The sequence below is a fragment of the Proteinivorax hydrogeniformans genome (genome assembly GCF_040515995.1).
Lineage (GTDB): Bacteria > Bacillota > Proteinivoracia > Proteinivoracales > Proteinivoracaceae > Proteinivorax > Proteinivorax hydrogeniformans.
In genome coordinates this window covers 2,570,494-2,584,061 of record NZ_CP159485.1, presented here as the reverse complement: position 1 = coordinate 2,584,061, position 13,568 = coordinate 2,570,494, and the positions used below count along the sequence as shown (strand labels likewise).

At 39.9% G+C, this 13,568-nt stretch carries 12 protein-coding genes; 10 read left to right on the top strand and 2 right to left on the bottom strand.

All coding sequences use genetic code 11. From position 1 onward, the window contains the following. The first annotated feature begins 124 nt into the window (after positions 1-124). The 7 genes from PRVXH_RS12320 (at position 125) to PRVXH_RS12290 (ending at position 6,575) form a co-directional block, all read left to right on the top strand. On the top strand, positions 125-1,009 hold the full coding sequence (locus PRVXH_RS12320) for a hypothetical protein (RefSeq protein WP_353893054.1): 885 nt from the start codon (positions 125-127) through the stop codon (positions 1,007-1,009). Positions 1,010-1,119: 110 nt separating this feature from the next. Next, positions 1,120-2,220 carry an alanine racemase gene (alr, locus tag PRVXH_RS12315; RefSeq protein ID WP_353893053.1) on the top strand — a complete coding sequence of 367 codons (1,101 nt, stop codon included), beginning with the start codon at positions 1,120-1,122 and terminating at the stop codon, positions 2,218-2,220. Positions 2,221-2,320: 100 nt separating this feature from the next. Then, positions 2,321-2,581 carry a ribbon-helix-helix protein, CopG family gene (locus PRVXH_RS12310; protein ID WP_353893052.1) on the top strand — a complete coding sequence of 87 codons (261 nt, stop codon included), beginning with the start codon at positions 2,321-2,323 and terminating at the stop codon, positions 2,579-2,581. Positions 2,582-2,586: 5 nt separating this feature from the next. Next, positions 2,587-2,937: a type II toxin-antitoxin system PemK/MazF family toxin gene (locus PRVXH_RS12305; RefSeq protein WP_353893051.1), complete on the top strand. Its 351-nt coding sequence runs from the start codon at positions 2,587-2,589 to the stop codon at positions 2,935-2,937. Positions 2,938-3,136: 199 nt separating this feature from the next. After that, positions 3,137-3,835 (top strand): gamma-glutamyl-gamma-aminobutyrate hydrolase family protein, encoded by a 699-nt coding sequence (locus tag PRVXH_RS12300; protein WP_353893050.1) that lies wholly within the window; start codon positions 3,137-3,139, stop codon positions 3,833-3,835. A gap of 17 nt (positions 3,836-3,852) precedes the next feature. After that, positions 3,853-4,881: an asparaginase gene (locus PRVXH_RS12295; protein ID WP_353893049.1), complete on the top strand. Its 1,029-nt coding sequence runs from the start codon at positions 3,853-3,855 to the stop codon at positions 4,879-4,881. A gap of 1,163 nt (positions 4,882-6,044) precedes the next feature. Then, complete coding sequence (locus PRVXH_RS12290) at positions 6,045-6,575, top strand: cell wall hydrolase (RefSeq protein ID WP_353893048.1); 531 nt, start codon at positions 6,045-6,047, stop codon at positions 6,573-6,575. 393 nt (positions 6,576-6,968) lie between these two features. On the opposite strand, the gene PRVXH_RS12285 is transcribed toward PRVXH_RS12290, so the two are convergent. Together PRVXH_RS12285 and PRVXH_RS12280 are read right to left on the bottom strand one after the other, a co-directional pair. After that, a complete protein-coding gene (locus tag PRVXH_RS12285; protein WP_353893047.1) occupies positions 6,969-7,868 on the bottom strand; it encodes an IS3 family transposase in 900 nt (299 codons plus the stop codon). Continuing rightward, a complete protein-coding gene (locus PRVXH_RS12280) occupies positions 7,856-8,539 on the bottom strand; it encodes a helix-turn-helix domain-containing protein (protein ID WP_353893046.1) in 684 nt (227 codons plus the stop codon). Before PRVXH_RS12280 ends, PRVXH_RS12285 begins: the two co-directional genes overlap by 13 nt. Positions 8,540-8,881: 342 nt before the next feature. Between PRVXH_RS12280 and PRVXH_RS12275 the strand changes: the two genes are divergently transcribed. The 3 genes from PRVXH_RS12275 to PRVXH_RS12265 all read left to right on the top strand — a co-directional run bounded on the left by PRVXH_RS12275 (position 8,882) and on the right by PRVXH_RS12265 (position 13,110). Next, positions 8,882-10,042, top strand: coding sequence for a DUF362 domain-containing protein (locus PRVXH_RS12275; RefSeq protein WP_353893045.1), 1,161 nt, complete (start codon positions 8,882-8,884; stop codon positions 10,040-10,042). A gap of 16 nt (positions 10,043-10,058) precedes the next feature. Next, positions 10,059-12,206, top strand: a complete 2,148-nt coding sequence (locus PRVXH_RS12270) for a Tex family protein (RefSeq protein WP_353893044.1) — start codon at positions 10,059-10,061, stop codon at positions 12,204-12,206. 76 nt (positions 12,207-12,282) lie between these two features. Then, positions 12,283-13,110 carry a Nif3-like dinuclear metal center hexameric protein gene (locus tag PRVXH_RS12265; RefSeq protein WP_353893043.1) on the top strand — a complete coding sequence of 276 codons (828 nt, stop codon included), beginning with the start codon at positions 12,283-12,285 and terminating at the stop codon, positions 13,108-13,110. Positions 13,111-13,568: the final 458 nt, after the last annotated feature.

Here is a 13,568-nt window from a genome sequence, read left to right as displayed (position 1 = left end):
CCTTCCCTCCAGCCCAACTCTGCGATACAATAAAATAAAGTGAAACTCCGATCAGTGGGGTTTTCTTATCCCCCACTGATTGTTAGTTAACCTGCGATAAATAATCATTAGGGAGATGGAGTTAATGGCTGGAGAAATTTTTTTACCTTTAATATTTATAATCTTAATCGGTTTTTGCATGAAAAAAAGACTGCCAGAAAATGCAGGAGCTACATTATCAAGAATAATCTTAAATATAACTTTACCTGCCTTAGTTATAACCTCTATGTCGACGGTGAGCATAACAATTACTCACCTATTAATAACAAAAATTGCTGTTGTACATGGTCTTATTATGTTTGGTATAGCAAAGCTACTTTATTGTCAAAGTAACAACACTAAGCCTGTTTTAGCTATAAGCCTACTAGGTTTTAACATCGGGCAATTTGCCTACCCGTTTATAGAAAGAATGTGGGGTGCTGAAGGGCTTAGTTATTTAATTATGTTTGATATAGGAAACGCCATAATAGTATTTGGGCTAAGCTATTACTTAGCAGGGTCTATGTCCCGTATAGGTGATTGGAACTTATCAGCGACTGTTAAAAAGCTAGCAACATTTATACCTCTGCAAAGCTATCTGATAGCCTTGCTAATAGCAGTTTCAAATCTTCAACTCCCCCAGCTTATACAAGATATCTTGACACCGTTGGCAGCAGCTAACGGTGGTTTGGTGATGCTTTTAATAGGATTTTACTTAGACTTTAGCAAACTAAAAGTAAAGTCTGTTTGGAAACTTGTGGGCGTAAGATATGCAGTGGGCCTAACTATGGGAGTAACGCTATTTCTATTTTTTCCTGGCTCCCTTTTGCTCGGTCAGGTGCTACTAGTTGTTTTTGTGCTTCCTGTGGCTATGTCAGTAATACCTTATAGCATAGAATTCAAACATGACACTTCTCTAGCTGGTGCTGCAGTTAACGTTAGCATCGTATTGAGCATAGCCCTTCTCTGGATACTATTTGCATTATTTTAGGATAATTTAGTCAAATAAGAAGGAAAAATTGAAAATATGACGAATTATCTTATTAATTGTAAAAGATTCTGCAAAATGCAAATAGTAGATAAATAGGAGGTGCTTTTTTATTGTATAGACCAACCTATGCTGAAATTAGTTTACAAAATATCCGTCACAACGTAAAAGAGCTTACAAAGGATTTGGGACCTGATACTAGAGTTATGGCGGTGGTAAAAGCCGACGGATACGGTCATGGAAGTGTAGAGGTTGCACAGGCTGCTATTAAAGCAAAAGCTACAGACTTGGCAGTGGCAACCGTTGAAGAAGCGATAGAGCTAAGAAAAAATAACATTAAAGAGCCGATACTGATACTGGGTTTTGTGCCTATTTCTAGCGTAGAAGCTTTGATTAAATATAAGCTTACAGCTACAATTTATGACTTTAAAATAGCCAAAGAGCTAAATAAAAGAGCCAAAACACCTTTGCCCGTTCATGTAAAGATTGATACAGGCATGCATCGTCTAGGGGTGCCGTGGCATAAGGCTAAAGACTTTTTGCTAAGGCTAAAGGAGCTTGAAAATATTCGGGTAGAAGGTATATTTACCCACTTTTCTAACGCCGATGATACAACAAGTGAATATCCACAAACCCAAAGACAGAGATTCTTGCAGCTTGTAGAAAATTTGCCGTATAAAATCCCAATTAAACACATATCTAATAGTGCAGGAGTAATTGAAAAGCTTAGTTGCATGCCGTGTAACATGATCCGTCTAGGGATAGTGTTGTACGGGCTTTACCCTTCTGAGCATCAAAAGGGTAAAGTGAACCTAAAACCCGCTATGACAATAAAGACAGAGGTTGCTTCAATTAAAGAAGTTGAGCAAGGGGCCCCCATTAGCTATGGCCTAACCTATAAAACCTCTAAAGCAACTAAAATAGCCACCTTACCTATCGGCTATGCCGATGGCTACTATAGATCTCTATCTAACAAAGCCTGGGTGGAAATAAAAGGTCATAAAGCTCCTGTATTAGGAACAGTTTGTATGGACTACATTATGGTAGACGTTAGCGAAATTGATGATGTTTGTGTAGGTGAAGAAGTAACAGTAATCGGTGGCCTGTCAGAAAACTGTATCAGCGTGGATACTATAGCAAAAATGGTAAATACTATTAACTACGAGGTAGTATGCTCAATCTCTAAACGAGTTCCAAGAATTTACAAGAACTAACCCCCCTATTTTTATTGCATTAGTTACTATTTATATGTATAATTACTTCTATATGTGTATATTGTATAGAGGAAAGTTGATTGTTACAGGAGGTGCCTGCATGGCAGAAACACGTGAAATAGTAGTAAGTGTTCCTGATAACTTGCTTCAAGAACTTGATGCTCTAGTGGGCAAAGAAAACTTAGATCGGAGCCAGCTTATTAGAGAAGCAGTTAAACTTTATATTTGCGAAAGGCAAAGAAGACAACTTCGTGATAAGCTTCAAAGGGGATACCTTGAGATGTCAGAGATTAACTTGTCTTTGGCAAATGAAGCTTTTGATGCAGAAAACGAAGCTGAAAAGATGGTTTGCGGGGCGTAATAAAAATGGCTGTTAAACGGGGAGACGTATATTATGCCGATTTAAGTCCCGTAGTTGGTTCTGAGCAGGGGGGAATAAGGCCTGTACTAATCATTCAAAATGATGTTGGAAATAAGTACAGCCCTACAGTTATTGTAGCTGCAATAACTTCACAAATTAGTAAAGCTAAACTTCCTACACATGTTGAGGTAGGGGTTGAATTTGGGTTGGAAAAAAAATCAGTTATTCTGCTAGAACAACTTCGTACTATCGATAAGCAACGCCTAAATGAAAAGGTCGCGCACTTAGGTAATGAAATGATGGTAAAAGTGGACGGAGCTATACAAGTAAGCTTGGGGTTATTAAATTTAGATTGATGTTAAGAAGACGGTTAAGCCGTCTTTTTTGCTGTCTAAAATAAGTTACAAACAGCTTACTTATTAATTTTATGTTACTATAAAGGAACTTTTTTATAATTTATAGAATATACAATTAGAGTACAAAAACATAAAAGTAAATTCTAGTTAAAGACGCTCTAGGGATTGTAAACAGATACTTTTGAGAGGAGTGTTTGTTATGAAAAGTCCGTTAATAGGAGTTACTGCGGTGTATGATTATCAAAGAAATGTCCATTGGCTAGGGGATGATTACTGTTCAGCTATTAGTCAATGCGGTGCAGTACCAGTGCTAATTCCTTCTTCACTACCACAAAAACAGGTGTTAGCTTTGGTTAATCAGCTAGATGGCCTTTTGCTTTCTGGCGGAGACGATGTTAACCCCCTATCATTTGGTCAGGAGCCTGTGGAAAATATGGGTTTAGTAGACCCATTAAGGGACAACCTAGAGCTGACCTTAACAAAGGAATTTATGAGAACCCAAAAACCAATACTAGGTATTTGCCGTGGTCTGCAGGTAATAAATATCGTACTAGGTGGTACGATTATACAAGACTTGTCCTCCCACTGTAAAAAATGGATAGGGCATAGTCAAAAGGGGACCCGTAGTTATGCAAGTCACTCTGTTGAGATAGTAAGGGATAGCTTGCTATACAGCATAGTGGACAAAGATACTATTTATACTAACTCCTTTCACCACCAAGCTGTAGATAAACTCGGCAAAGACCTAATCGTTAACTGCCGTAGCAAGGATGGGCTAGTAGAGGGAGTAGAACACAAAGAAAAACAGATCTTAGGAGTACAATGGCACCCAGAAAATCTATGGAAAAATACAGAAGAAAACATACTATTATTTAACTGGTTAGTTTCAAACTGTTAAGGGAGGAATATAAAAACATGGGAAATAGAAACGTTTTAGTACAAGTTACAAGAGGAACTATAGTAGAAAGTCAGCACCGGGGTAATATTGCAGTTGTAAATAGTAAAGGCCAGCTTGAATACTCAGTGGGAGACCCTCAAATGGTTAGCTACTGGCGCTCATCAGCCAAACCTGTACAAGCCATACCAATTGTTGCAAGTGGAGCTATGGATGAGTATGGAATTACCAAAAGAGAGCTTGCTCTATTTTGTTCATCTCATTCCGGGGAGGAGATCCACACAGAAGGAGTGTTCTCCGTATTAGAAAAGCTTAGATTGACAGAGGAAAAATTAGACTGTGGCTCTCACCCTCCGTTACACAAAGAGTCGGCACTTAAGCTACAGGATGCTAAAAAAGATGCAACTAAAGTACACTGTAACTGCTCCGGAAAACATTCAGGAATGTTAGTCCTTTGCAAAAAAAGGGACTACGACATAGCTAGTGATGACTATACATCGCTAAAGCATCCGTTGCAGCAAGAACTTCTACAAGTTGCCGCAGAATTTTGCAAATATCCCAAAGAAGATATAGCTATTGGAATAGATGGCTGTGGAGTACCAGTTTATGGTATGCCTATCTATAATTGGGCGCTAGCCTATAGCTATCTAGCGGATCCAAAAGCAAATGATACAGTAGAAGAAAATGTCATCCAAACAATAGCAGATGCCATGGTAGAACACCCAGACATGGTAGGAGGAACAGAACGCTTCTGCACCGACCTAATGCGGGTAGGAAAGGGAAACCTAGTAGCAAAAGCAGGAGCAGAAGGTGTTTACTGCGTAGGAATTAGAGACCAAAAACGAGGCATAGCAGTAAAAATGGAAGACGGAATGCCAAGAGGCAGACAAGCAGCAGTAGTGGAAACCCTAAAGCAGCTAGGAGCCTTAGATGAAGAGCAGCTAAAAGAGCTAAAAGATTATCACATAAAAGAAAACAAAAACCACAGAGATGATGTTGTGGGGTTGATTAAACCTACCTTCAACTTAGAAAAGTCAGACAGCTTATAAGCACTCATCTCCTTTGTTGCAAAAAAATGTCCAGACCGGTTACGTATTACTAATACGCGCCCGTCCTGGACTTTTTTTGCGCCTCGGATCTGAGCACTTCTAAGCTGTCTGGGCGGGTCGAAATGACAAAAACCTAAACAATCGTTGTATCACTCGCTCCCCCGTAGGGGCGACCTTTGGTCGCCCACTTACTTTTCTTGCTGCCATTAAGGTTGTCATTCTGAGGCTTGCCGAAGAATCTTGGTCTATGGTTTTACACACAAGAAAAACCATAGATTCTTCACTACGTTCAGAATGACAAACCTCAAACAACCGCTGCCATCACCCGCACTTAAGCTTTTTCCAACTTCCAATGTAAGAGATTCACCAGCTGGCATTTTTTAAAAACTTTGCTCTATGTAAAACACATAAATCATTTAAAGTAATTAAATAGCTAGACATATTCTTACCGACCCAGCATGTAGCTAATTTGGAAAGGGAACTGCGACCCAGCATGTAGCTAATTTATACGTTTTAGCGGCCAATAAGGTTTAAATGTTAAGTCAGTTAAATCTTTCATGCTCTTGGTGACTAGCATGAAGCAGACTTATACGCTTTTGTGGCAATAGAAAAGCATTAGAATTTAATAGATTAAAAGATGAGCTAGAAGAGTTAATCCAAAACTGCCAAAGTCAAAACATTAATTTGCCACGAAAACGTCGATAGTTGCTTATTCTGCTTGGTCTAAGATCTAGACAATTGAAACTAGATGTGATGCTGGGTCTGTAAAGATTAAAAGCATCAACCGTCTTTTGATGTTCCTACATAAATCATTTACAGTTAAAGTTTAATCATACTCTTACCGACCCAGCATGTAGCTAATTTATACGTTTTCGCGGCCAATAATGGTTTAGAGGGTTGATATATATTTCTAACTTCCTCTATATAATCCTATAGCTAAATAATCATTATCGCCCTTTTTTGAATTATTAAACCTATGTAAATCATCTAGGGAAAGGGATGTAATCTAGCCAAACAGAGCAATCATGTACTAAAAGACATCCTGCAGACACATGGTTTAAAACCATCTCTTAACGTAAAATGTACAACCCAACCTGATTAAGTAGCATCTTTCCTTTTGCTGACTACTATGGTACTAAAATAAGTGAAAAGGAGGATAGACTATGAATACTATGGGGTTAAAAAGTGTACTCAAAAAACTGCACAAAGCTGATAAAATTCCAAATACAAAAAGCAAAGAAACAAAAGTAAAAAAAGAAATCACTAAAAAAGAGCCCAAACCCAAAAAGGAGAAAAAGAAACCCGAAAATCTTATAGAAAAGCTAAAGTTAGATGGCAACGATATAGACATGATTGCCAAAATGGTCATGGCAGAAGCAGAAGGAGAATGTTTTAAAGGAAAAGTCGCCGTTGCCAACGTAATAATAAGCAGAGTGGAAAGTGACCTTTTCCCAAATACTGTAAAAGAAGTGATATTCCAAAAAGGTCAATTTGAACCAATATTAAACGGAAGATATTTTAAAGTAGAACCTAACGGAGAGTGCAAAAAAGCAGTAAAAGAAGCGCTACAAGGAAACTGGGCGGTGCCAAAGGGGACTTACTTCTTCTTAAATGAGGCTAAGGTAGGCTTGCCCAATTTTTTTAAAGAGAGGGAGTTTGTTGTTAAAATTGACAATCACAGTTTCTATGCTTAACCAGACAGCTTATAAGCACCTATCTTCGTTGTTGCAAAAAATGTCCAGACCGGTTACGTATTACTAATACGCGCCCGTCCTGGACATTTTTTTTGCGCCGCGGATTTGAGCACTTCTAAGCTGTCTGGGCGGGTCGAAATGACAAAAACCAAACAACCGCTGTATCCGTAGGGGCGACATTTTATTGTCCACTTACTTTTCTTGCTACCATTAAGGTTGTCATTCTGAGGCTTGCCGAAGAATCTTGGTCTGTGGTTTTACCCAAAGTCAAAACATTAATTTGCCACGAAAACGTCGATACTTGCTCACTCTGCTTGGTCTAAGATCTAGACAATTGAAACTAGATGTGATGACCTGCCCCCTGTCAAGTAGACAATGGAAATAATAAAAAACTTAAGCTGTTAACTGATATTGGTATCGATATTCTATTGGGCTTAATCCGCTCAGCTTTTTCTGTAGCCTGGTATGGTTATAGAAGTGGATATACTCGTCTATTGCATCTTTTAACTCTTTAAATGTTTGATAGTTGCCCTCTAAGTAATACTTTTCGACCTTTAGCTTACCAAAAAAACTTTCTATTGGTGCATTATCAAGGCAGTTTCCTGCTCTTGACATACTCTGTGTTATATTTGCAGCCTTTATTTTTTGTTTAAATCCATTGGAGGTATACTGGAAACCACGGTCACTATGGAGTAAAGGAGTCGCTCCAGGTGATTTTAACAAAGCGTTATCTAAGGTCTGAAATACTAGCTGATTATTATTAGAGTGGCTTATAACATATGAAACAATGGAGTTATCGTACAAGTCTAAAATAGCACTTAAATAAGCTTTGTTGTTGCCATATTTAAACTCTGTAATATCTGTTACCCATTTTTCATTTACCTTATCTGCTTTAAAGTTACGCTTTAATATGTTTTCCGTTACATGTTGTGGCTTAGACTTGCCGTAGTTCTTCTTTTTTGTTGGGATAATTGATTTTAGACCTGCAATTTTCATTAGTCGATGAACTCTTTTATGGTTTATCTTCTTTTGATATATACGGTCTAAGTACAATTTTAGCCTTCTATAACCATAAACACCATTAAATTCACTGTATAGGGTAATCAAATCTTTCATAATTTTTTCGTTTTCTATTTCTAAATCCGGTTTTTTCCTATCTGCCCATTTATAATAGGCTGAGCGGTTAACACCAGCAACCTCACATAGCAATGTAATTGGAAAACTTTGTTCTTCATGCAATTCTTTAATAATAATATATTTCTTCTCTTGTTTTACTTTGTTTAAAGATCCCACCTTTCTAAAGCTTTCAGCTTTTTTAAGTAAGCATTCTCCGCTCGCAACTTTTCGTTTTCTCTTTCTATTCTCTGAATTTCAAGTTTTGCTTTTTCTGTAGGTGTTAACTCTTCTTCGCTTTTTTTTCTACCACGCCCATCTTTTAAAGCATCTTGTTTCCCAGATTTGTATTTTTTAACCCACTGATATACTTGCTGGTAAGATACTTCATAGGTTTTAGCAGCAAGTTTGTAGTTACAATCATTTTTAATGCAAAACTCAACTACTTTAACTTTATCTGCAACAGACTTTCTTTTAGACATAGAGTAATCCATCCCTTCCATTTCCGTTACTGAATTTGATTTTCTATGTCCATTATACTTTTTTATCCACTTGCGTAAAACACTATGATCAGAAATTCCATATTTTTTTGCTAAAGATCTTAGAGTATAATCGTTTGTCAGGTAGTCCTTAATGGCCTGTTCCTTAACTTTTTTAGGGTATTTATTAATCTTTTTAGAATTTCTTAATCCTTCTATACCATGGCTTGAATACTTAGTTAACCAGTCACTTATAGTTCCCCTATTGATATTATACTTGTAAGCAATACTACTTTTGTTGCTGTTTCCATTTTTGTATTCCTGTATAATCTGATATTTTTCTTTGGCACTGTACTTAGTTTTTGTTTTCATAATGCGCCCCCTAAACAGTAGATTTTTTTATTTGATGTGTCTACTTATTAGGGAGCATATCATGATGCTGGGTCTGAAGAGATTAAAAGCATCAACCATCTTTAAAAAGATCTTTCTTAGGAAAAACACATAAATCATTTACAGTATAATAGCTAGACATATTCTTACCGACCCAGCATGTAGCTAATTTCCGTGGGCCATTAAGGTTTTGAATTAAATTCTCCTTTTTCCCACTTCCAACCTCTCACCTCCCACTACTCGCTGCCTTTCCCTAACCAATCTAAAATGGTATAATAAAGGAATTACAGTAGCTTTTGCCATTATAGTTAGGAGGATGCATAAATGTCTAAGGTAGCTATTACAAGGTCGGCAGACTATGAGGCTAAAAATGTCCAACAAGCTATGACAGAAGGATTTGAGCTGCTAGGTGGTGTGGAAAAATACATAAAGCCTGGTCAAAAGGTGCTCCTTAAGGTTAACGTGCTAAGCGCCAAAAAGCCGGAGCAAAACGTAACCACTCATCCCCAGGTTATCGGTCAGCTTATAGACATACTACACAACCACGGCTGCGAGGTTTTAGTTGGCGACAGCTCAGGCGGCAACATGGTGGAGGGTAACCCCACCGAAAAAGCCCTTAAGGTAACCGGCATCGCCGATGTTGTTAAAGAAAAGAAAGCAAAGCTTATAAACTTTGACAACCAAGGGGTGGAAATTTTACAAGGTGGCGACGTATTTCCCAAGCTTTATGTGGCAAAGCCGGTGCTAGAAGCGGACGTTGTTATCTCGGTGGCAAAGTTTAAAACCCACGGCCTTACCCTTATGACCGGCGGAGTCAAAAACATGTTTGGCGCAGTACCAGGTCGGCAAAAAGCCAACTATCACAAAGAAGCTCAAACAATCGATAGCTTTTGTAGAGGACTTGTAGAGCTATACTCAGCGGTAAAGCCTCATTTTACCGTAGTGGACGGGATTATGGCCATGGAAGGAAACGGCCCCTCTGCAGGAAAATCAAAATACTGCGGTACAATTGTAATGTCGCCAGATGCCATAAGTGCTGACAGAGTGCTAGCAGATATTTTAAACTGCGGATATAAAGACGTGCTGACAACATATTACGGAGCGGAAAAAGGACTAGGTGTGGGCAAACTAGAGGATATTGAAATTTTAGGCACCCAGCCCAAAGACTTAGGTATAACCACCTTTGTCCTTCCCAACACCAAAATGGTGTCAAAACTGCCCGGCTTTTTGACTAAAATGGCAGTAAGCCTTATGCAGGTTATCCCCGATATAGAAGATGAAGGCTGCACCGGCTGCTCTTTTTGTATAAACAGCTGCCCTGTAGATGCTATGGAGCTTAGCGAAAACAAAAAGGCGGTAATCGACTATGGCCAGTGCATAAGCTGCTACTGCTGTCACGAGCTTTGCCCTCAAAAAACTATAGAGCTTAGGCATAACAATAGATTAGGTAAACTAGTGTCAAAACTGCTTAACAGAAGATTATAAAGAGAGGATTGATAACATGGAAGAAATTATTAGCATTGTAGTGGGGCAAACAGGGCTTTCCAAAAAGTCAGTAAAAGAGACCATAGCCCTGTTAGATGATGGCAACACTGTACCATTTATAGCCCGTTATCGTAAGGAAATGACCGGAGGTCTGTCAGAGGAAGAAATCCGTAAAATCGCAGAAGTTACAGAGTACCAAAGAAACCTCCATGAAAGAAAAGAAGAAGTACATAGACTAATTACAGAACAAGGCAAAATGACAGAGCAGCTTAAAGAATCTATCTATGCATCCACAAAGCTTCAGCAGCTAGAGGATATCTACCGCCCATATAGGCCCAAAAGGAACACCCGCGCGTCCAAAGCTAAAGACTTAGGCCTTGAACCACTAGCCGACAGCCTGCTTTCAGAAAACACCCCATGGCAGCAGCTTGCCGCAGCATACATAAACGAAAAAGTAGAGACAGAAAAAGACGCCCTACAAGGTGCTTTAGACATAATTGCAGAAAAAATAGCCGACAAAGGAGAAAACCGAAAGTTTGGCAGAAGCTTCATGTTCGATAACGGCGTTATAAAAACCACAAAGGTTAAAAAGGCAGAGGAAGACTCCCCCTATGAGATGTACTACGATTATTCAGAGCCCATCAAAAAGCTTCCTCCCCACCGTACATTGGCAATTAACCGTGGAGAGAAAGAGAAGTTTTTAAAGGTGACTTTAGAGACCGATAAAGATAGATTTTTTGACAAGCTATGGCAAAAAAACCTACAAGACACTCCAGATATCAATAAAGAGGTTTTGCAAGAATCACTAAAAGATTGCATCAACCGCCTCCTTCTTCCAGCTGTGGAGCGGGATATTAGAAAATCGCTGACAGAAACAGCCCACCAAGGAGCGTACAAAATATTTACCGCCAACTTAAAATCTTTACTTCTTCAATCCCCAACCAAAGGGGCCACAGTGCTGGGAGTTGACCCGGCATATCGGACAGGCTGTAAGCTAACAGTGGTGGATCCTACAGGAAAGGTTTTAGCTATAGACAAAATCTTCCCCACAAAACCTTATATGAAAGTAAAAGAGTCTACTGAAAAAGTAAAGCAGCTTTTAGATAAGCACCCTATAAACGTAATCGCCATCGGAAATGGCACCGCTAGCCGGGAAACGGCAGAGTTTATCGGCGAAATCGTGCAAAAACGAGAGGGGATCGCCTACACCATAGTAGATGAGGCGGGAGCTTCTGTTTACTCTGCATCTCCCCTAGCAAAAGAGGAGTTTCCCGACCTAGACGTAGCGGAGCGAAGCGCCATCTCCATCGCCCGTAGGCTGCAAGATCCACTAGCTGAGCTTGTAAAAATAACTCCAGAGTCCATCGGCGTCGGCCAATACCAACATGACATGGAGCAAAAAGAACTAGCATCTTTATTAGGTGGAGTTGTAGAAGACAGCGTTAACAAAGTTGGCGCCGACTTAAACACCGCCAGCCCATCTCTTTTGGGATATATCGCCGGGATTAAAAAAGCACAAGCCAAAGCAATCGTTAAAATGCGAGAGGAAAATGGTGAGTTTACAAACAGAAACCAAATCAAAAAAGTGCCTCGCCTAGGGGATGCTACCTTTAAACAATGCGCCGGCTTTTTGAGGATAAAAGATGGAGATAACCCACTAGACAACACCTCCGTCCACCCGGAAAGCTACGCTGCAGCTAAAAAGCTTATGGAAAAGCTAGGCTACACCCTAGAAGAACTGGCGGAAAAAGGCTCTCTGTCAGATATTAACGACAGGCTAAAAGGTATAGACACTGTAGAGTTAGCCGGCGAGCTAGAAATTGGCGTGCCAACCTTTAAAGATATCGTAGAAGCCCTCCAAAAGCCGGGGCTTGACCTGCGAGAAGATTTAGCAAAGCCGCTATTTTTATCGGGAGTTATGCAAATAGAAGATTTAGAAGAGGGAATGATAGTAAAAGGTGTCGTCAGAAACGTAGTGGACTTTGGCGCTTTTGTAGATATCGGAGTAAAGCAAGCAGGACTTGTTCATATATCTGAAATGGCGGAGCGCTACGTAAAGCATCCGCTGGAGGTTGTCTCCGTTGGCGACACAGTTTCTGCAAAAATTATCGGTGTGGACATAAAAAAAGGAAGAATTGCTCTAAGTTTGAAAGGAGTTTCATAGACTAATAGAGAAGTATTTAGAGTAGCTAAATTTAGGCAAAACTGCCTATTATAAAACAAAGGGAGGAATATATTACATGAATACTAAAGAAGTTATGGACATAGCGCTAGAGCTAGCTGGCCTAGAGGAAACTCCAGAGGACTCCGGGATAATTGTTGAAGGCGAAAACATCAAAAAGATTGCTATCGGTGTAGACATGGAGCTTTCGGAAATGATGCTAGCAAAAGAGCTAGGGGCAGACCTTGTAATTACTCACCATCCATCCGGTGGAGCTCCTCGCATCAACCTACACAAAGTAATGAAAAACCAAATCGACAGCATGGTAAGAGCGGGAGTGCCAATCAACAAAGCCCAAAAAGCTCTAGGAGAAAAAATGGGCCAAGTAGAAAGAGGACTTCACGTATCCAACTACGACAGAGCGGTTTCCGCAGCCAAACTACTTAAAATGCCATTTATGGCTATCCACACTCCTGCAGATATTTTAGCTGAAAGAACAGTACAAGAACTTATCGACGAAAAGCTAGCTGACAACCCAAAAGCCAAGCTTAGCGATGTAATCGAAGCCCTAGAAACCCTGCCAGAGTACCAAAGAACAGAAGCTAAACCTGTTTGTCGTGTAGGTGGAAAAGACGACTACGCTGGCAAAGTATTTGTAACCATGGCTGGTGGAACCGGCGGTGGAGCAAAGGTACACAAAGCATACTTCGAAGCAGGCGTAGGTACAATAGTAGCCATGCACATGCCAGAAGACGTAATCAAAGCTGTTAAAGAGCAAAACATAGGAAACATCCTAGTAGCAGGCCACATGGCCAGCGACTCAGTAGGAATCAACAAAATCTGCAAAGCCTTAGAAGATAAGGGTGTAGAGGTTATTAGGATGAGTGGGGTTATAGATCCCAACTAAAAAAAGGTGACCTTTTGGTCACCTTTTTTTAATTGGGATCGGTAGTGGGAGGTGAGAAGTTGGAAGTGGGAAGTGGGTAATTGGAAGTGGGAAGTGGGTAATGGGAGGTGGGAAGTTGGGTTGGAAGTGGGTAATGGGAGGTGGGAAGTGGGAAAACCATAGATTCTTCACTGCGTCCAAAATGACAAGACTGATATGTATTTTAGCACCAATTGAGTGACCCACCCCTTGTAGAGGTAGGGTTGACCTCTGTGTCAACCCATCAGTATATGGCTGGCATTTTTGGCAATGTCGCTACAAAATACCTGTAGGGTGCGATACAAGGGTTTCGATAGGAAGATGTCCGTAAGCAAAACCATGCTCCGGTCTGTTCAGGGTTGGGCATAAACTTCCCTCCCTCAAAACTCTTTAAAGCGATAGTAAAATCTTAGACCGCCTGATAGAAATAATGCACAAAA